This is a genomic window from Xanthomonas sp. 4461, from assembly GCF_024806475.1.
GTDB lineage: Bacteria > Pseudomonadota > Gammaproteobacteria > Xanthomonadales > Xanthomonadaceae > Xanthomonas > Xanthomonas arboricola_F.
In genome coordinates, this window is the sequence record NZ_JANTYV010000001.1 from 773,033 (window position 1) to 791,535 (window position 18,503).

An 18,503-nucleotide genomic window follows, 5' to 3' on the forward strand; every position below is an offset into this window, starting at 1 on the left:
GTGCCACTGCAGCAGCGCCTAACCGGCCTGTGCCTGCGGCAGAAAACAAGCCCGCATCGCCATGCCATTCCGCAGAAGCCCCCCCTTCTCCCGCCTGCGGGAGAAGGTGCACGAAGGGCGGATGAGGGCAAGTCGGCCCACCACACCCCCTCGCCGCGGCACTGCCCGGATCCACGCCTCCACCACGGTGCGTCCTGTAGCCTTTCGGCACGGACCCCGGATGGAGAACACGATGCGACATCTCGCCTGTGCACTCGCACTGACCCTGGCCTGCGGCCCGCTGATGGCCCAACAGGCCAGCTACGGCCCGCGTCTTGAAGGCTTTGATTACCCCTACCCGGTCAAGACGTACGCGTTCACCTCGCAGCAGCAGCCGCTGGAAATGGCGTACCTGGATGTCGCACCCACCGGCAAGCCGAACGGACGCACCGCCGTGCTGCTGCATGGCAAGAATTTCTGCGCGGCCACCTGGGAATCCAGCATCGCGGCCCTGAGCAAGGCCGGCTACCGCGTGATCGCGCCGGACCAGGTGGGCTTCTGCAAATCCAGCAAACCGGCCGCCTATCAGTTCTCGTTCGCGCAGCTGGCCGACAACACCCACGCATTGCTGAAAACACTGGGGATCGACCGCGCAGTGGTCGTCGGCCACTCGATGGGCGGCATGCTCGCGATCCGCTACGCACTGATGCACCCGCAAGCCACCGAACACCTCGCCCTGGTCGACCCGATTGGTCTGGAAGACTGGAAGGCCGAAGGCATTCCATGGCGCAGCGTGGATGTCTGGTACGACAACGAGCTCAAGAGCAGTTTCGAGCGCATCAAAAAATATCAGATGGACGTGTACTACGCCGGTCAATGGAAGCCCGAATTCGAACGCTGGGCGCGCATGCAGGCCGGCATGTCGCTGGGCAACGGCAAGCAGGCCGTCGCCTGGAATCAGGCGCTGACTTACGACATGGTGTTCAACCAACCGGTCGTGTATGAGCTGCCCAAGCTGACGGTACCGACCACGCTGTTCATCGGCCTCAAGGACCGCACAGCGATCGGCAAGGACACCGCACCGCCGCAGGTCAAGGCGCGAGTCGGCGACTACACCAAGCTGGGCAAGCAGGCAGCTGCGGCCATTCCGAAGGCGACCCTGATCGAATTTGCCGACCTGGGGCACTCGCCGCAGGTACAGGACCCCGCGCGTTTCAATGCCGCACTGCTGAAGGCCATCGCGCAGTAATTGCAACAGCGCACGGCAATCGGCTGCCGTGCGTTACTTCCCCTGCCAACGCAGCCCGGGCACTGCCGGTTGCGGCCATCACGCAGCGTTTGAAGACGACCACGGCAGGCAACCGCAGCACAGGCCGCAGCCATCCAAGACGACCGCACCAATCAGCGCTAAGCCCGCGACAGAACCAACGCTTCTGCCGCGCAACGCAAACATCAACCCGCCACGATCCGCAGCACATCGTCCAGCAACGCGGCTGCCGTGACCTCCGCACCTGCACCCGGGCCCTGGATCAACAACGGCTGCTCGCGGTAACGGTCGCTGCTGATCGCGACACGGTTGTCGGTTCCGGCGCCGCCAGCCAAGGGATGCTCCAGCGCCAGCTCGCGCAGTCCCACGCTTGCGCCATGCGCGTCCACCCGGCCTACAAAACGCAGACACCGCCCCGCTGCGCGTGCCTGCTGCCAGCGCGCGCTTACGACCGCATCCAGTTCGTCCAGGCGTGCATCCAGTTGGCCGATCGGCACGCTGGTGAGCCCGGCAGGCACCAGCGACTCCACGTGTACCTGTTCGGCCTCCAGTTGCCATCCGGCCGCACGCGCCAGGATCAGCAGCTTGCGCCGCACATCCTCGCCGGACAGGTCGATCCGCGGATCCGGCTCGGTATAACCCGACGCCACCGCTTCGCGCACGCAGTGCGAAAACGCGCCGCTGCCGTCATAGCGATGAAACAGCCAGGCCAACGATCCCGACAGCACACCCTCGATCGAATGGATATGGTCGCCGCCTGCCACCAAGGCGCGCACGCTGCTCAGCACCGGCAACCCGGCGCCGACGGTGGCGCTGTCGCCATAATGCGCGCCAGTGGCATGGCGGGCGGCAAGCAGCGCCTGCGCACGCGACAACGCCGTGCCCTGGCCCAGCTTGTTGGCGGTCACCACATGCACGCCGCGGCCCAACCACTCCACGTGCCAATCGGCCACCACATCGCTGGCCGTGGCATCCACCAGCACATCGCCAGCACGCAACGCGACGGTTTCGGCCCAAGGCTGCAGCACGGCCTGCCCACGCGGCGCAGCGTTGGCCTGCAGCAATGCCTGCTCCGCGCTCACGCCGCAATCCTGGGCGATGCGCGAATTGGCCAACCAGTCGAAGCGCGGCAACTGCAACTGACGCTCCTGCAGCGCGGTGTAGCGCGCCACGAACGCGCGCCCTACCGTCCCGGTTCCCAGCAAGGCCAGCCGTGGTGTCGGCGTCACTGCTGCAACCGAAGCCCGGCGCGAAACAGGCAGCACAGTGCTCACGCGTCGACCTGCTTGCGATTGGTGGCGGTCAGGGTCGCTTCGGCACGCGCCAGACCGGCGCGCAGGTCGATCAGCAAGTCTTCGGCCGATTCGATCCCGATCGACAACCGCAGCAACCCGTCGGAAATCCCGGCCGCCGCACGTGCTTCGGCGGTCATTGCCGCATGCGTCATCGAGGCCGGATGCGCAATCAGGCTTTCCACGCCACCCAGCGACTCGGCCAGGGTGAAGTAGCGCAGCCCATCGACGAAGGCGCGTACCGCCGCTTCGCCACCGTTCAACTCGAAACTCATCATCGCGCCGAAGCCCTTCTGCTGACGCGCCGCCAGGGCATGGCCCGGATGCGTCGCCAGCCCGGGGAAATACACCTGATTGACCGCCGCGTGCCCGTCCAGCAGCGCAGCGATCGCGTCGGCATTTTCCTGGTGCACGCGCAGGCGCGCATCCAGCGTGCGCAGGCCGCGCAAGGTCAGGAAGGCATCGAACGGCGAACCGGTCAGGCCCAGCGCATTGGCCCACCACACCAGCTGCTGGTGCAGCTCGGCATCGCGCGCCACCACCGCACCACCCACCACATCGCTGTGGCCGTTGATGTATTTGGTGGTCGAATGCAGCACCAGGTCCGCACCGAATTCCAATGGCTTCTGCAGTGCCGGCGACAGGAAGGTGTTGTCCACCACGGTCAACGCACCCACCTTCTTCGCCGCTTCGATGACAAAGCGCAGATCGGTGATGCGCAGCAGCGGGTTGGATGGGGTTTCGATCAGCACCAGCTTGGGCGACTGCGCCAATGCATCGGCCAGCGAACGCGGGTCGGTGAGGTCGGCGGTGATCAGCGCGAAGTGGCCCTTCCTGGCCAGCGCATTGAACAGGCGCCAGCTGCCGCCGTACGCATCGTGCGGCACCACCAGCGTATCGCCGGGCTGCAACACCGCGTTGAGCACCAGGTTGATCGCGCCCATGCCGGTGGAGGTGATGACGCCGCCGGCGCCGCCTTCCAGTTCGGCCAGGGCCTCGCCGAGCAGATCGCGGGTAGGATTGCCGCTGCGGGTGTAGTCGTATTGGCGCTTGTTGCCGAACCCGTCGAAGGAGAAGTTCGACGACAGCACGATCGGCGGGGTCACCGCGCCGTAGGCGGTATCGCGGTCGATGCCTGCGCGCACGGCGGCAGTGGCGGCGGTACAAGGGGCGTCGGCGGGGTCACGATAGCTCATGCGATTTCTCCGGTAATGCGAAGGGCAGTAGTGAGGATCGCGTCGATGCGATCGATTTCTTTCAGGAAAGCGTCGTGGCCGTACGGCGAACGCAACACACGCAGGCTGCCGCGCGGGCCCAAGCCTTCGACCAGGCTGACCATGTCGGCCAGCGGCACCAGGCGATCGCCCTCCACCGCCACCACGACGGTGGGCACGCTGACCTGCGCCGGGTCGATGCGATGCAGGTCGATGGATTCGGACAGGCGCAAGTACGCGGTGACCGGCGTGCGGGCCACGTATTGCGCGCCGGCGGCATCCAGATAGTCTTCGGCGGCAACGCGCACGCGGCCATTGATCACTTCCGGCGGCGCATCGAAGCGCTCGCTGAATTCTTCCGGTGTGCGATAGCTGAGCATGGCGAATTGCCGCGCCAGCGCCAACCCGTGATTTTCCGCGCACTGCAGCTGGCCCAGCGCCACCGCACGGCGCTGCAGTGCGCGCCACGCGGCGGCATACGGATGCGCGCGATGCGCCCCGCTCACCGCAATCAAGGTGCCGACGCGGCCGGCATGACGGGTGGCGAATTGCAGCCCGACCAGCGCGCCATACGAGTAGCCGACAAAACCGTGCAGGCGCGCGATTCCCAGCGCGTCGAGCAGCGCGGCGATGGCATCTGCCTGGTCGGCGGTGTCGATCGGCGCATCCAGCGTGCCGTCGGCGCCGAGGAAGTCGAAGGCCAACAGACGACGCGATGACGGGTCCAACGCGCGGCCCGCACCGACCAGGCCATCCACCCAGCCCTTCTCGGGGAACACAGCACTGGCCGCCAGGTGCCGATGGGCCGAGATGCCGCCGGCGACGAACACCACCGGCGCATTGGCAGCGCCGATCAATTCGTAGCGCAGGCGCACCTCGCGCATGCCGGCATGGCGCATCGGCAACGACACGGCGATGTCGCCGCGCAACGCGATCACGCCGTCGATGTCGGCGGCAGGAGTGTCTAGGTCATCAGTGGTCGTTGGCGATGCTGTGGTCACGAGGCTCATGGCGATATCCGGGGTGGATCGGCCATCGAGCTTCGCGGGAGCTCGCGTTCGACGTGCGCAAGGCACGATTCGAACCATCTTTCGGCGGACGCGAAGGTCCCCGCAGGATTTGGCACCAAACGCGGGCGCTTGCGCGCTCCGCTGGCTGCCCCGGCATCAAAGGGCCTGTCCCTCCGCCGGTCTCGATGGTGACGCTAAGATGCCACCGCACTTTTGCGATGTCAATCGCTTCATGCGGATGGAGAGATATATTTTCATCCGATACCACCGGACACTGTGATGCACCGCATACTTGCGGCTCCGTTCGCTCAAGCCAATCGCGTGCATCACCGCGTCTTCCGCTCTCTTTCGCCCGTAATGCTTCCGGTGTTGGTCGCCGCCCTGCTGGCAGGTGCGCCGCCCGCCGCTGCGCAACAACGCTGGCATTGGAACGGCGGCGCGGCACCGTCTTCGTCGCGCACCCTATCGACGCCAGTCGCCTCTGCTACAACAGGCACCAGCCCGGCCCTGCAACTGGAATGGCAGGCACCGGTCTATCTGGCATGGGTGACCAACCCGCTGTCCGGGCCTGCGCAGGTCCGGCTGAGCGCTCCACCCAACGAGGATTACCGCGCCGTGCCGCAACTGCCGCTCACGGTGCTGATGGCTGCGCACGAGCGTCGCCTGCTGGCACGACTGTACCCGGCCAGCAACCAGCGCACCCTGGGTGGGCTGGGACTCAAGCTCGACATCGTGCCTGGCGATCCGCACGCGCAGCCGCAGCCGGCGGGCTATCAGTTGCCGTTCCGCGATGCGCCGGTGCAGGTGGATCAGGGCTTCGGCGGCCAGTTCAGCCATGCCGATCTGCCCAACTGGTATTCGGTGGACTTCGCCCTCCCCCAGGGCACGCCGGTGCTGGCCGCGCGCGGGGGCGTAGTCATGGAGATACGCAAAGACGTCGCTGAAAGCAGCGCCCACGACCCTGGCGCGGGCGGCGGCAACCTGGTGCGGGTGCTGCACGCCGACGGCAGCATGGCGCTGTACGCCCATCTGGCCCCGAACGGCGTGGCAGTGCACGCCGGCCAGCGGCTCGGCGCCGGCGAACGGCTCGGCGCCTCGGGCAATACCGGCTACAGCACCGCCGCGCACCTGCATTTCTCGGTGCAGCGCAACGCCGATCTGCAACTGGTGTCGGTGCCGTTCCGGATGTGGGGCCCGCAGGGCGAGCTGCACTTCCCCTCGCCGGCCCCTTAGCACTGACGTCCCGGCGCCCCGATGCCACCTGGCCGCCGGTCCGCAAAGGCCCGTTGCGCCGAAGCCGCTATAATCGTCGGCTTCCTCAGTTTCCGCAGGCGTCCGACCGGGCGCGCACCGCCCATGTCCGAAGTCTCCAACGAAGCCGCGCGCCGCCGCACCTTCGCCATCATTTCCCACCCCGACGCCGGCAAGACCACGCTGACCGAGAAGCTGCTGCTGTTCGGCGGTGCGATCCAGATGGCCGGCTCGGTGAAGGGCCGCAAGGCCGCCCGTCACGCCACCTCGGACTGGATGGCGCTGGAAAAGGAACGCGGCATCTCGGTCACCTCCTCGGTGATGCAGTTCCCGTACGAGGGCAAGATCGTCAACCTGCTCGACACTCCCGGCCACGCCGACTTCGGCGAGGACACCTATCGCGTGCTGACCGCAGTGGACTCGGCGCTGATGGTGATCGACGTGGCCAAGGGCGTGGAGGAACGCACCATCAAGCTGATGGAAGTCTGCCGCCTGCGCGACACCCCCATCATGACCTTCATCAACAAGCTCGATCGCGAAGGCAAGAACCCGATCGATCTGCTGGATGAAGTCGAAACCGTGCTGGGCATCCAGTGCGCGCCGGTGACCTGGCCGATCGGCATGGGCCAGCGCCTGAAGGGCGTGGTGCACCTGATCACCGGCGAGGTGCACCTGTACGAACAGGGCCGCAACTTCACCCGCCAGGATTCGACCATCTTCCCGTCCCTGGAGGCGCCCGGCCTGGCCGAAAAGATCGGCGAGCAGATGCTGGCCGAGCTGCGCGACGAACTGGAACTGGTGCAAGGCGCCAGCAATCCGTTTGACCTGCAGGCCTACCGCGCCGGCCAGCAGACACCGGTGTTTTTCGGCTCGGGCGTCAACAACTTCGGCGTGCAGCCGCTGCTGGACTTCTTCATCGAGCACGCACCGCCGCCGCAGGCGCGCGACACCACCGGACGCCGCGTCGAGGCGACCGAAGCAAAGCTCAGCGGCTTCGTGTTCAAGATCCAGGCCAACATGGACCCGCAGCATCGCGACCGCGTGGCCTTCATGCGCGTGTGCTCGGGCAAGTTCGCCGCCGGCATGAAAGCGCTGCACGTGCGCAGCGGCAAGGAACTCAAACTCGCCAACGCACTGACCTTCATGGCCAGCGACCGCGAAATCGCCGCCGAAGCGTGGCCGGGCGATGTCATCGGCATCCACAACCACGGCACCATTTCCATCGGCGACACCTTCACCGAAGGCGAATCGCTGTCTTTCACCGGCATCCCCAACTTCGCGCCGGAACTGTTCCGCCGCGCACGCCTGCGCGACCCGCTCAAGCTCAAGCAGCTGCAGAAGGGCCTGGCGCAGCTGTCCGAGGAAGGCGCCACGCAGTTCTTCCGCCCGTTGATGAGCAACGATCTGATCCTGGGCGCGGTGGGCGTGCTGCAGTTCGACGTGGTGGCCTACCGGCTCAAGGACGAATACGGCGTGGATGCGATCTTCGAACCGGTGAGCGTCACCACCGCGCGCTGGGTGCATTGCGACAACGCCAAGAAGCTGGAGGAATTCCGCGAGAAGAACGCCGGCAACCTGGGCGTGGATGCGGCCGGTCAGCTCGTTTATCTCGCACCGACGCGCGTCAACCTGCAGCTGGCGCAGGAACGTGCGCCGGATGTGCGCTTCTCGGCAACGCGCGAACACGCGCACGCCAAGGCCATCGACTGACATAGACCAGGATCGCTGAGGAAGCGCTACGGCTGGCGATGCGATTTGCGTGCAGTTACGGTACCTTTTTGGCATGAACGCAGACGCCTCCCCCTCGACCGACCTGCGCGACGAAATCGCCAGCGCCGTGACCCACGGCCTGGGTGCCATCGCCGCCCTGGCAGGCGGTTCGGTGCTGATCACACTGGCCGCCATCTATGGCGATGGCTGGCAATTGGCCACCTCCATCGTGTTCAGTGCCACGCTGGTGTTGCTCTACGTCGCCTCCACGCTATTCCACGCAATACCGCATCCGGGCGCCAAAGCGCGCCTGCAGGTGCTGGATCATTGCGCGATCTATCTGTTGATCGCCGGCACCTATACGCCCTTTACGCTGATCAATTTGCGTGGCACCTGGGGCTGGGGATTGTTCGCCGCCATCTGGACGATCGCCGCCGCCGGGGTGCTCTTCAAACTGTTCTTCACCGGCCGCTTTCGCTTGCTGTCGACGGTTCTCTACCTGGCCATGGGCTGGCTGATCATCGTGGCCATCAAGCCTCTGCTGGTTGCGGTGGACACGTGGTCACTGTGCTGGCTGCTCGCTGGCGGGCTTTTCTATACCTTGGGCACCTACTTCTATCAGCGCGACACACAACGCTACTTCCACGCGATCTGGCACCTGTTCGTGCTCGCCGGTAGCGCCTGCCACTTCGTTGCGGTGGTCGAACAGGTCATGTGATCGAATGGTGCCGGCCCGTTCGCACGCCGTGCACAAGTCATCGCCAACCATGCGCACGTGAACAACGTGACCCATGCTGCCGATTCCCACGCCTCCCGTACGCTGCGCCGTCGACGCTGGCTGATCGGGCTTGGCGGTGTTGCCGCCGTCCTGGCGATCTTCGTGTTGCTGTTCGACTGGAACTGGCTACGCGGCCCGGTCGAACGCATCGTCAGCGCCAAGACCGGCCGCGAGTTCCGGCTGGGACATCTGGATGTGGGCCTGGGCCGCACCACCACGGTTCGCGGCGAGCGGCTGCAGCTGGCGAATGCCGCGTGGTCCAAGCGTGGTGCGATGGCAGAAATGAACGCCGCCGAGATCGACGTCGAACTATGGCCCCTGCTGCGCGGCAAGGTACGGCTGCCGGAAATCCGCCTCGATCAGCCCACCGTCCTGCTGGAGGCCGGCAACGACACGCACCCGGGCAACTGGGTGTTCGACGATCAGGATGGCAATGGCAGCATGCCGCGGCTGGGCCGGTTGCTGGTGACCAAGGGACGGCTGCGCTACATCGACGACGACGCGCGTTCGGATATCGATGTGGCCATCAATAGTCTGGCGCCTGCGCGCAGCGATCAACGTGCAGCACCAATCGGCATCGACGGAAAGGGCCGCTGGAAGGCTTACCCGTTCACGCTGAAAGGCAATACTGCCTCGCCGCTGGAACTGAGCCAGAGCGAGCACCCGTTCCGCATCGATCTGCGCGGCAGCGCCGGCGCCACCCGCACGCACGTGCGCGGCACCTTGACCAACCCGTTCCAGTTCCAGGTGTTCGATCTGCAAATGGCGCTCAGCGGCCAGGACATGCAGGACCTGTATCCGCTGACCGGCGTGGCCATGCCGTCGACGCCGCCATACAAGCTAGATGGTCATTTGCGCCGCAACGGCCAGCTCTGGCGCTACGAGAAGTTCACCGGCACCGCCGGCGACAGCGATCTGTCCGGCACGGCCGAGGTGGACCTGCGCAACAAACGCCCGTTGCTGCGCGCCGACCTGGCATCCAGGCGGCTGGATTTCGACGACCTGGCCGGTTTTGTCGGTGCACCGCCCAAAACAGGCGGCGACGAATCGGCCAACGCACAACAGAAGAAACAGGCAGCGCAACTTGCCGCCAGCGCGCGGATCCTGCCGACCACGCCCTACGACCTGACCAAACTGCGCGCGATGGATGCACAGGTGCGCTGGCGCGCGCAGCGCATCAATGCGCCGTCGTGGCCACTGGACGACATGGATGCGTCGCTGACGTTGAAGGACGGTCTGCTGCAGCTGGACCCGCTGAATTTTGGCGTGGCCGGTGGCGACATCCGCTCGACCATCCGCATGGACGCGCGCAACCCCGTCATCGTCACGCAGCTGAAGGCAGGCATTCGCGGTATCCGGCTGGATCGGCTGTTTCCGGATGCCGCGCTCGCCAAGCAGGCTTCAGGCGCAATCGGCGGCGCGCTGGATCTGCGTGGCCGCGGCAATTCAATCGCCGCCATGCTCGGCAGCGCGGACGGCTCGATCGGCGTCGGCATGGGCCGCGGTCATGTCGGCAACCTGATCATGGAACTGGCCGGCCTGGACATCGCCGAATCGCTGAAATACCTGTTCACCGCCGACCGGCAGATTCCGGTGCGTTGCATGTTCGGGGATTTCGCCGTCAAGGACGGACTCATGCAATCGCGCGCCCTGGCCTTCGACAGCACCGACACCATCATCGTCGGCGAGGGCAACATCAGCCTGAAGGACGAAACCCTGGATCTGCTGCTGCGCCCGCGCCCGAAGGACCGCAGCATCCTCAGCCTGCGCTCGCCGCTGCGCGTGGGCGGAACCTTCAAGGATCCGTCGTTTCATCCCGACTACAAGGCGCTCGGCCTGCGTGGCGCAATCGCGATCGGCCTGGGCATGATCGCCCCGCCCGCCGCCCTGCTGGCCACCTTCGAACCGGGGCCGGGCAAGGACAGCAACTGCGGCGGCAAGTACGCCAAATAACTGCTCGCGCCGCCCTCAGCTGGCGATATAGCGCTGCAGTTGATCGATGTCGCGCTGCTGCATCTCGATCACCGCCTTGACCAGGTCGCCGATCGAGATCACGCCCTGCACGCGGCCGCCTTCGACCACCGGCAGATGCCGGAAGCGGCCATCGGTCATCAACTGCATGCAGCGCTCCACGGTCTCCGACGGCGACACCGTCACCACCTGCGTACTCATGATCTCCGCCACGCTGGTGGTGGCCGACGAGCGATCGTGCAACACCACCTTGCGCGCGTAATCGCGTTCGGACACGATGCCGACGAGCCGCTCCCCGTCCATCACCAACACCGCACCGATGCCCTTTTCGGCCATCAGCCGAATCGCCTCGATCACTGCGGCATCGGCGGCAACCGCGAACACCTCAACCTGTTTGGTCCCCAACAGCTGTCGTACGGTCTGCATGGCCCGCTCCGCGCTTGGTCTGGTCGTCGCAGACTACTCCCACCGCGCCGCGGTGGGTATCGACCAGGTACAGCGGGCGCTGCTTGGCCTCGTCGTACAACCGGCCCAGGTATTCGCCGATCAACCCCAATGCAATCAACTGGATACCGCCCAGAAACAGGATCACCGACATCATGGTCGGCCAGCCGGCCACCGGGTCGCCGATCAGCGCCGCCTTGACCACCACCCAGGCCCCGAACAGAAATGCCACCAGCGCGGTCATCAGCCCCAGGTAGGTCGCCGCGCGCAGCGGCACCGTGGAAAAACTGGTGATGCCGTCGAGCGCGAAATTCCATAGCCGCCAGACCGTGAACTTGCTGTTCCCGGACAAGCGCGGCTCGCGTCGGTACGGCAATGCCACCTGACGGAATCCCACCCAGCCGAACAAGCCCTTCATGAAGCGGTGCCGTTCGCGCAACTGCTGCAGGGCCTGCACCACACGTGGCGAAAGCAGCCGGAAATCGCCGGTATCGGCCGGGATCGGCGTGCGCGACAAACGCCCAATGACGCGATAGAACGCGTGTGCGGCGCCGCGCTTGAGCCAGCCCTCGCCCTCGCGAAAGATGCGCGTCCCGAAGATATTGTCGTAGCCGGCGCGCCAGAGAGCGACGAATTCGGGAATCAGTTCCGGCGGATCCTGCCCGTCTGCGTCGAGCAGCACCACCGCGCCCGGCAGCACATGATCCAGGCCCGCGGATACCGCCACTTCCTTGCCGAAATTACGCGATAGCCGAAGCGCGCTGACCTGCGCATCTTCCTGCGCAAGTGCCTGCAGGACGTTCCAGGTGTCGTCGGTGCTGCCGTCATCGACATACAACACACGCGTCTGCAAGCCATGCAAGCCCGCCAGCACCGCACACAGGCGCGGATGTAGCAGCGGAATGCTGGTTTCTTCGTTGAAGGCCGCGATCACGACCGTGAGGCGTTCGGTGACGGCCGGCAGTTGGGCGGCGTCGATGGTCCTCACCTCACTGCGCCTGCAGATACGCAGCGCCGCCCAGCTGGCGCGCCTGCCGCTGGATCCAGGCTGTGCGTCGCTGCACGTAGGCGCCAGGCCGGCGCGCATCGTAGCGGCGCGGAGAAGGCAATACCGCGGCCAGACGCGCCGACTCGGTGGGCGACAGGCCTGCCGCATCCTTGCCCCAGAACTGGCGCGCCGCCGCCTGCGCGCCATAGACCCCGTCGCCGAATTCGGCCACGTTGAGGTACATCTCCAGAATGCGCTGCTTGGGCCACAACAGCTCGATCAACACGGTGTACCAGGCCTCCAGGCCCTTGCGCACCCAGCTGCGCCCCTGCCAGAGAAAGACATTCTTGGCGACCTGCTGACTGATCGTGCTGGCCCCGCGCACGCGCCCGCCACGCGCATTGTGATCGCGTGCCTTCTCGATCGCCTGCAGATCGAAGCCGTGGTGCGTCGGAAACTGCTGATCCTCGGCAGCGACCACAGAAATCGGCAGGCTGGCGGCGATCTGATCGTAATCGCGCCACTGCTGATGCAGGGAAAAGCTCCCATCCCCCTCGCCCCAGGCCTCCAGGTAGCGCCCGACCATCATGCTGCTGATCGGCGGGTCGACCACCCGCAGCACCAGCACCTGCAGCACGCTCGCCGCAGCAAACAGCAGCGGCGCCGCCAGGATCCAGCGCAGCCAGCGCCTCCGCCGCGGTGGTGTCACCTGCTTGCCATCCAATGCATCCGTCCCCATTAGTTCGCTTCGACCTTCAATCACGATGCCTGCCGCATTATCCGGCAACCAGCGTCCCTTACGTCCGATGTCTCCATGACCGATCACGACCAGCTTTCCCGTTTCCTGCTGCCTGCCGCCGGCGTGCGTGGCGTCCATGTGCGTCTGACCAAGGCCTGGCACGATGTCCAGGGCGCGGCCGAGTACCCGCCTGCCGCGCGCCAGCTGCTGGGCGAAGCGGCAGTGGCGGCTGCCCTGTTCACCGGCCACACCAAGGTCGACGGGCGCCTGTCGGTGCAGCTGCGCGGTAACGACACCCTGCGCACACTGTTTGCCGAATGCACCGCTGCGGGGACCTTGCGCGGCATCGTGCAACTGGCCGAGGGTGCCGACGCGCCCACCGACCTGCGCGAGCTGGGCGAGGCCGCGCTGCTGGCGATCACCATCGAAAACCCCGGCCTGGACCCCCGCGAACCGCAGCGCTACCAGAGCTTGGTGGGCATGCAGGCCCCGGATCTGGCCGAAGCCTTCGAAACCTATTTCCAACAGTCCGAGCAGTTGCCGACCCGCCTGCTGCTGGCCGCCGGCCCGGATCAGGCCGCCGGCCTGCTGCTGCAGAAACTGCCTGGCGATGAAGGCGACAACGACGGCTGGACCCGCATCGGCGCCCTGTTCGACACCCTCGGCGCGCCCGAGCTGTTGTCGGTGGCCGGCGAAGACCTGTTGCACCGCCTGTTCCACGAAGAAGACCCGCAGTTGCTGGGCGGCAAACCGCTGAGCTTCGGCTGCTCCTGCTCTCGCGAGCGGGTTGCGTCGATGCTGGAATCGCTGGGTGAGGAAGAGGCGCGCGCAGCCGCCGAGGAGACCGGCGAAGTGGAGGTCCGCTGCGAGTTCTGTGGCCGCGAGTATCACTTTGCGTTGACCGAGTTGACCGTACTTTTCAGCAAGGCGCAGCCCTCTCAGCAGGCGCCGGAACGGTTGCAATAGATAGCATTGGCGGTGCGTTGTGGGGAACGCGACCACTTGTTAAATAATCATAAACGCCCTAGCATTCCCATTGCCCGCTCTCGGGAACTTAACAACTGCCCCTGGGTCTGAACTCTGGTATGCGACACCTTCTGCGCCTTCCGCTCGCTTTGCTGGTTGCCCTTGCGGCAGCCACGGGTGTGCATGCGCAGTCGACGTCCCAGCAGTTGCGCGAGAGCACCATCCTGCCGGTGTGGAACAAGGGCAGCGGCAAGGTGGAGGCCTTTCTGTATCTGGAACCCACCGGCGAGCAGAAGGCCGGCGCGCGTTGGCACTTCGGCCGCAATTCGCTGGATGCCGCGTTCGGCCTCACCTCTGGAGATTCGCTGGGCCTGCTCTGCAATAGCAGCCGCGGCACCAACATCAGCGGTCTCGCCAGTCACTGCCTGCTCGCCGGCATTGGCGACGATGAAGAAGACAGCGCCGCCGCATCGCGCCGGGTTTCCGGAACGCTGGGCTTCAATCGCGCCGGGGGCCGTGTAGGCGTCACCGCCGGCACCGGTCGCGACACCCTGCCGGCCTGGCTGATCGGCGCCGGCAAGGCACCACTGACCCGCGTCGAGCAGAACGATCTGACCGTGTTCGGCCAGAAGAACATCGGTCGCGAAGGCTTTGTTTCGATCGGTGGCACTTACGCCCGTGCGCGCCTGGTCCCGCTGGCCGACGTCTCTCCGGCCATCGCCGACCAGTGGGACAGCAAGACCCTGAGCGTCGGCGGCGGCTACGGCGCCTTTAGCGCCAATGTCATCGGCCGGGTCGTCGATGTTCCCGGCCAGCCGGAAAAATGGGAAGGCCTGGGCCTGGGCCTGACCTGGCGCACCCCGTGGAGCGGACAGTTGACGGTCGGCGCGGAGAACGTCATCTCGCGCGGCAAGAACCCGTTTGCGCCGAATAACGAGAGCAACAGTGACGGCACCATCCCTTATGTTAGGTATGAGCAAGACCTGTAAGCCACTGACCCGAAACGAATTTCAAGAACGCCACCGATCACACAATCGGTGGCGTTTTTCGTTCAGGAACCCCCGAAACGGCACTTTTTCACGACTTCCTTCTTTTTCGTTAACGGGACTTTAATTCCTGGCGCAACGCATATACCATCGGTTCACCCTGACGTTTTGGATCCGCTTCTTCGGAACCGCCGACAGGCAAACAACCCTTGGCAGTACCCAAGATCACTTGGAGAGAGAGCTAATGAATTGCAAGTCCAACAAGCTGCGCGATGCAGTTGTCCTCGCGCTTGTCGTGGGTGTGGCCGGTACCGGTACCGCCATCGCTCAGGAAGCAGGCACCACCAACCTCGACAAGATCGAAGTGACCGGTTCGCGCATCAAGCGCGCCGACGTGGAAACATCGCAGCCGGTCTTCAGCATGAGCCGTCAGCAGATCGAATCGCAGGGTCTGACCTCGATCGGCGACGTGATCCAGAACATCAGCTCGGGTGGTTCGGCGCTTAACAGCAACGTCAACAATGGCGGCAACGGCGAGACGCGCGTCAACCTGCGCAACCTCGGCTCCAACCGCACCCTGGTGCTGGTCAATGGTCGTCGCTGGGTCGGCGGTACGGGCCTGGGCGGCGCAGTCGACCTCAACACGATTCCGACTGCCGCCGTCGAGCGCATCGAAGTCCTGAAGGACGGCGCCTCCACGATCTACGGCTCCGACGCCATCTCCGGCGTGGTCAACATCATTCTGCGCCAGAACTTCGATGGCGCCGAAGCAAATGCGTACTTCGGTCAGTACGACAAGGGCGACGGCAGCCGCGAGTCCTACGACTTCACCATCGGCTCGACCGGCGACCGTTGGCACGCCACCTTGGGCGTCGGCTACGTCAAGGAAGAGCCGGTGTGGGCGGGCGATCGTGAGATCTCCGCAGTGCCGGTCTTCGGAGCCGTTGCCGGCACCGGCAACAGCACCACGATTCCAGGTGGCCGTTTCGGCATCTTCGGACAGACCGGAACCAACCCAACCACCGGCGCCCCTACATTCGGCGCAACGCGCTTCAATGGAACGCCCGGGTTCTCCATCACCAATAATGGTGGTACGACCTCGCGCAACTACACGGCTGCCGATAGCTACAACTTCGCACCCGCTAACTACCTGGTGACCCCGCAGGAGCGTAAGTCGGTATTCGCGGACGCCGGCCTGTCGATCACCGACAACGTGCGTTTCAAGACCACGGTGACCTACAACGAGCGTGAGTCGAGCCAGATCCTCGCACCGATGCCGGTCGTGCTGGGTCGCTCCGCGCCCGGCACCAACGGCGCAGACATTGTCATCTCTGCCAGCAACATCTATAACAACACCGGCCGCGACATCGATTACATCCAGTACCGCGCCGAAGAGACCGGCGGCCGTATTTTCACTCAGAACGTCAAGACGTTCGGCTTCAGTGGCGCATTCGAAGGCGACTTCGAAGTTGGTCAGCGCTTCTTCAACTGGGAAGCCGGTATGTTCTACGGCAAGAACGACCAGACCGACCGCACCACTGGCCTGTTCAACATCTCCGCATTGCGCAACGCACTTGGGCCGTCGTTCGTCGACGCAAGTGGCGTCGCACGTTGCGGCACCGCTGCCAGCACCATCGACGGCTGCGTTCCGATGAACATGCTGAGCGGCCCGGGTTCGTTGACTCCGGAAATGCTGGGCTATGCCGGCTTCAATGCGCATGACCTGTACGGTTATGAGCAGAAGACCTACTTCGGCAATATCGGCGGCGAATTGTTCGATCTGCAGGGGGGCGCGTTTGCATTCTCCTTCGGCGCCGAACACCGCGAAGAGTCGGGCTTTGACGATCCGGACGCACTGATCAACTCTGGCGACACCACCGGCAACGCGCGTACCGCCACCAACGGCGGCTACAAGCTGGACGAAGCCTACCTCGAACTCGCCGTGCCGCTGCTGGCCGACCTGCCGGGCGCACAGTTGCTCGACTTCAGCCTGGCGACGCGTTATTCGGATTACAGCAACTTCGGCGATACCACCAACAGCAAGTTCGGTTTCCGCTGGAAGCCGATCACCGACCTGATGATTCGTGGTAACTGGTCGCAGGGCTTCCGTGCACCGTCGATCAACGAACTGTTCCAGGGCGTGAGCGACACCTTCGAAGACGTGCGCGATCCGTGCGCAGGCTCCTTCAGCGATGGCTCGGTCAACGGGACCCGCCCGGGCTCGTGCGGCGCAGTGCCGGCGTACGCTCAGGCTAACCCGCAGGTGCGTACCGCCACTGGTGGCAATCCGAACCTGCAGCCGGAAACGTCCACGTCCAAGACGTTGGGCTTCGTCTACAGCCCAGGCTGGGTGACCGGTCTGGATATCTCGCTCGACTGGTGGAACATCGAGATCGAAGACGCGATCGACACGCAGACCGTGCAGGAGACCCTGGACAGCTGCTATCTCGCAGGGATCGCCAATGCCTGCTCGCTGATTCAGCGCGAGCCGACCGGCGAAGTCTCCAACCTGCTGGCCGTGCCCAACAACATCGCCAGGATCGAAGCCGAAGGCTACGACCTGACCGTGGGCTACCGCCTGCCGGATACCGCATGGGGCAGCTTCAGCGTGGTGTGGGATTCGACCTACATGAGCAAGTTCGTGGTCGAAAAGCCGCTGCAGGATCCGGAAACCCGCGTTGGTCTGTACCGTGGCGGTTCGGCACGTGACAACAACTGGCGTATCCGCTCCAACCTGATGCTCAACTGGGAATTGGGCGATATCGGCGGCTCGGCCTCGATGCGTTACTACAGCTCGCAGGTTGAGAACTGCACCGGCGCCAATGTGGCGACCCCGGCAAACGTTGCACTGCTGTGCTCGGATCCGAATCGCGTGACCAGCGCTGGCGCCGCTCCCCGCAACCATGTTCCGAGCGTGACCTACACCGATCTGGCCGCTTACTGGAAGGCTCCGTGGAATGCTCGTGTCACCGTTGGCGTGAACAACGCTTTCGACCGCGATCCGCCGCAAGCTGCGACCGCGTTTGCCAATAGCTTCGACTCGCAGTACGAAATTCCGGGTCGTTTCTATTACATGCGCTACACCCAGAAGTTCTGATAGGCAGTTCGGTTAAACCGTAAAACCGTAAACAAAAAGCCGCGATTCGAAAGAATCGCGGCTTTTTTAGTGGCGGTTGCTTTTATTGACTATCGTCTTGATACGTCTGGCGATAGTGCGGCTCTAGCCAGGAATCAGCGTTTGGATCACATGCTCGACGTAGGACTCGAAGTCTTCGCGGGCCTGCTTGGGTTGTTGCAGCTGCAGCGAGAGCTGCAGGAAACCGACATAGGCCGCGTAGGCCAGGCGCGCGCGGTGCTGGGCGTCGGTACGGGACAGGCCGGCCTGGCGGAACGAGGCGATCAGGTAATCGAGGCGGCGCTGCGAGACGCGGTCGATGACCGGGCGCACCGCCGGATGGTCGAGTGCCTTGAGCAACTCGCTGTAGATCACGTGCGGCGTGACTTCGTGGGCGACCAGTTGGAACAGCGCGCGCAGGCGTGCGCTGGGGTCGGGAACGTCTTCCAGGCTGCCGAACACTTCCTTCTGTTCGAAGATTTCCCAGCGCTCCAGGGCCGCCTGCAACAGCGCGTCGCGCGAGGGGAAATGCCAGTAGAAGCTTCCCTTGGTAACGCCTAGCCGACGCGCCAACGGCTCGACGGCGACGGCTCCCACACCCTGTTCGGCGATCAGGTCCAGCGCGGCCTGCGCCCAGTCGTCCGCGCTGAGGCGGTTGCCGCGACCGGAACTGGCACGGGGTGTGGTCGGGCTGGATTCGGTAGTGTCGTTCATGGCGCGATTTAACCATACGCCTGAGTCAGTTGCAGTATGTATCACAAAAATGACAGACAACTGCCACGATTCAACGGCT

15 protein-coding genes and 1 riboswitch are annotated in these 18,503 nt (G+C 64.9%); of the genes, 8 read left to right on the top strand and 7 right to left on the bottom strand.

Going from position 1 to position 18,503, the window contains the following annotated elements; all coding sequences use genetic code 11:
- The first annotated feature begins 232 nt into the window (after nt 1-232).
- Nucleotides 233-1,228 carry an alpha/beta hydrolase gene (locus tag FHY19_RS03215; protein WP_259161563.1) on the top strand — a complete coding sequence of 332 codons (996 nt, stop codon included), beginning with the start codon at nt 233-235 and terminating at the stop codon, nt 1,226-1,228.
- 203 nt (nt 1,229-1,431) lie between these two features.
- Here the strand turns inward: FHY19_RS03215 and FHY19_RS03220 are convergent, their stop codons facing one another.
- The 3 genes from FHY19_RS03220 to FHY19_RS03230 are packed head-to-tail and all read right to left on the bottom strand — an operon-like array spanning nt 1,432 to nt 4,762.
- A complete protein-coding gene (locus tag FHY19_RS03220) occupies nt 1,432-2,520 on the bottom strand; it encodes a homoserine dehydrogenase (RefSeq protein ID WP_259161565.1) in 1,089 nt (362 codons plus the stop codon).
- The gene (locus FHY19_RS03225) at nt 2,517-3,734 is read right to left on the bottom strand and encodes an O-succinylhomoserine (thiol)-lyase (protein ID WP_259161567.1); all 1,218 of its coding nucleotides are present in this window, start codon (nt 3,732-3,734) and stop codon (nt 2,517-2,519) included. Before FHY19_RS03225 ends, FHY19_RS03220 begins: the two co-directional genes overlap by 4 nt.
- The gene (locus FHY19_RS03230; RefSeq protein WP_259151955.1) at nt 3,731-4,762 is read right to left on the bottom strand and encodes a homoserine O-succinyltransferase; all 1,032 of its coding nucleotides are present in this window, start codon (nt 4,760-4,762) and stop codon (nt 3,731-3,733) included. Before FHY19_RS03230 ends, FHY19_RS03225 begins: the two co-directional genes overlap by 4 nt.
- 71 nt (nt 4,763-4,833) lie before the next feature.
- Nucleotides 4,834-4,954, bottom strand: a riboswitch (SAM riboswitch).
- Between the two features lie 165 nt (nt 4,955-5,119).
- Here FHY19_RS03230 and FHY19_RS03235 point away from each other — a divergent pair.
- The 4 genes from FHY19_RS03235 (at nt 5,120) to FHY19_RS03250 (ending at nt 10,454) form a co-directional block, all read left to right on the top strand.
- The gene (locus tag FHY19_RS03235) at nt 5,120-5,995 is read left to right on the top strand and encodes a M23 family metallopeptidase (RefSeq protein ID WP_259163893.1); all 876 of its coding nucleotides are present in this window, start codon (nt 5,120-5,122) and stop codon (nt 5,993-5,995) included.
- Between the two features lie 123 nt (nt 5,996-6,118).
- Nucleotides 6,119-7,723 carry a peptide chain release factor 3 gene (locus FHY19_RS03240; protein ID WP_259161574.1) on the top strand — a complete coding sequence of 535 codons (1,605 nt, stop codon included), beginning with the start codon at nt 6,119-6,121 and terminating at the stop codon, nt 7,721-7,723.
- A gap of 73 nt (nt 7,724-7,796) precedes the next feature.
- On the top strand, nt 7,797-8,441 hold the full coding sequence (locus FHY19_RS03245) for a hemolysin III family protein (RefSeq protein WP_259151960.1): 645 nt from the start codon (nt 7,797-7,799) through the stop codon (nt 8,439-8,441).
- 66 nt (nt 8,442-8,507) lie between these two features.
- Complete coding sequence (locus tag FHY19_RS03250) at nt 8,508-10,454, top strand: AsmA family protein (protein ID WP_259163894.1); 1,947 nt, start codon at nt 8,508-8,510, stop codon at nt 10,452-10,454.
- A gap of 15 nt (nt 10,455-10,469) precedes the next feature.
- Here the strand turns inward: FHY19_RS03250 and FHY19_RS03255 are convergent, their stop codons facing one another.
- From FHY19_RS03255 to mtgA, 3 genes are read right to left on the bottom strand one after another with little or no spacing between them, the layout of a single operon-like run.
- Nucleotides 10,470-10,898, bottom strand: a complete 429-nt coding sequence (locus FHY19_RS03255; RefSeq protein ID WP_259161576.1) for a CBS domain-containing protein — start codon at nt 10,896-10,898, stop codon at nt 10,470-10,472.
- Nucleotides 10,858-11,904, bottom strand: a complete 1,047-nt coding sequence (locus tag FHY19_RS03260) for a glycosyltransferase family 2 protein (protein WP_259161577.1) — start codon at nt 11,902-11,904, stop codon at nt 10,858-10,860. The genes FHY19_RS03255 and FHY19_RS03260 overlap by 41 nt, the downstream gene beginning before the upstream one ends.
- Nucleotide 11,905: 1 nt before the next feature.
- Nucleotides 11,906-12,643: a monofunctional biosynthetic peptidoglycan transglycosylase gene (mtgA, locus tag FHY19_RS03265; protein ID WP_259161583.1), complete on the bottom strand. Its 738-nt coding sequence runs from the start codon at nt 12,641-12,643 to the stop codon at nt 11,906-11,908.
- Nucleotides 12,644-12,718: 75 nt separating this feature from the next.
- Between mtgA and FHY19_RS03270 the strand changes: the two genes are divergently transcribed.
- From FHY19_RS03270 to FHY19_RS03280, 3 genes are all read left to right on the top strand, one after another.
- Nucleotides 12,719-13,609: an Hsp33 family molecular chaperone HslO gene (locus FHY19_RS03270; protein ID WP_259151965.1), complete on the top strand. Its 891-nt coding sequence runs from the start codon at nt 12,719-12,721 to the stop codon at nt 13,607-13,609.
- A 152-nt stretch (nt 13,610-13,761) separates the two neighbouring features.
- Nucleotides 13,762-14,598: a hypothetical protein gene (locus tag FHY19_RS03275; protein WP_259152506.1), complete on the top strand. Its 837-nt coding sequence runs from the start codon at nt 13,762-13,764 to the stop codon at nt 14,596-14,598.
- 241 nt (nt 14,599-14,839) lie between these two features.
- Complete coding sequence (locus FHY19_RS03280) at nt 14,840-17,692, top strand: TonB-dependent receptor (protein WP_259161588.1); 2,853 nt, start codon at nt 14,840-14,842, stop codon at nt 17,690-17,692.
- 123 nt (nt 17,693-17,815) lie between these two features.
- On the opposite strand, the gene FHY19_RS03285 is transcribed toward FHY19_RS03280, so the two are convergent.
- Nucleotides 17,816-18,424 carry a TetR/AcrR family transcriptional regulator gene (locus FHY19_RS03285; RefSeq protein WP_259161590.1) on the bottom strand — a complete coding sequence of 203 codons (609 nt, stop codon included), beginning with the start codon at nt 18,422-18,424 and terminating at the stop codon, nt 17,816-17,818.
- Between the last annotated feature and the right edge of the window lie 79 nt (nt 18,425-18,503).

Excerpts from the sequence above, each read along its gene's own strand:
- FHY19_RS03215 (WP_259161563.1), top strand. The coding sequence starts at position 233 with ATGCGACATCTCGCCTGTGCACTCGCACTGACCCTGGCCTGCGGCCCG.
- FHY19_RS03225 (WP_259161567.1), bottom strand. The coding sequence starts at position 3,734 with ATGAGCTATCGTGACCCCGCCGACGCCCCTTGTACCGCCGCCACTGCC.
- FHY19_RS03230 (WP_259151955.1), bottom strand. The coding sequence starts at position 4,762 with ATGAGCCTCGTGACCACAGCATCGCCAACGACCACTGATGACCTAGAC.
- FHY19_RS03235 (WP_259163893.1), top strand. The coding sequence starts at position 5,120 with ATGCTTCCGGTGTTGGTCGCCGCCCTGCTGGCAGGTGCGCCGCCCGCC.
- FHY19_RS03240 (WP_259161574.1), top strand. The coding sequence starts at position 6,119 with ATGTCCGAAGTCTCCAACGAAGCCGCGCGCCGCCGCACCTTCGCCATC.
- FHY19_RS03245 (WP_259151960.1), top strand. The coding sequence starts at position 7,797 with ATGAACGCAGACGCCTCCCCCTCGACCGACCTGCGCGACGAAATCGCC.
- FHY19_RS03255 (WP_259161576.1), bottom strand. The coding sequence starts at position 10,898 with ATGCAGACCGTACGACAGCTGTTGGGGACCAAACAGGTTGAGGTGTTC.
- mtgA (WP_259161583.1), bottom strand. The coding sequence starts at position 12,643 with ATGGGGACGGATGCATTGGATGGCAAGCAGGTGACACCACCGCGGCGG.
- FHY19_RS03270 (WP_259151965.1), top strand. The coding sequence starts at position 12,719 with ATGACCGATCACGACCAGCTTTCCCGTTTCCTGCTGCCTGCCGCCGGC.
- FHY19_RS03280 (WP_259161588.1), top strand. The coding sequence starts at position 14,840 with ATGAATTGCAAGTCCAACAAGCTGCGCGATGCAGTTGTCCTCGCGCTT.
- FHY19_RS03285 (WP_259161590.1), bottom strand. The coding sequence starts at position 18,424 with ATGAACGACACTACCGAATCCAGCCCGACCACACCCCGTGCCAGTTCC.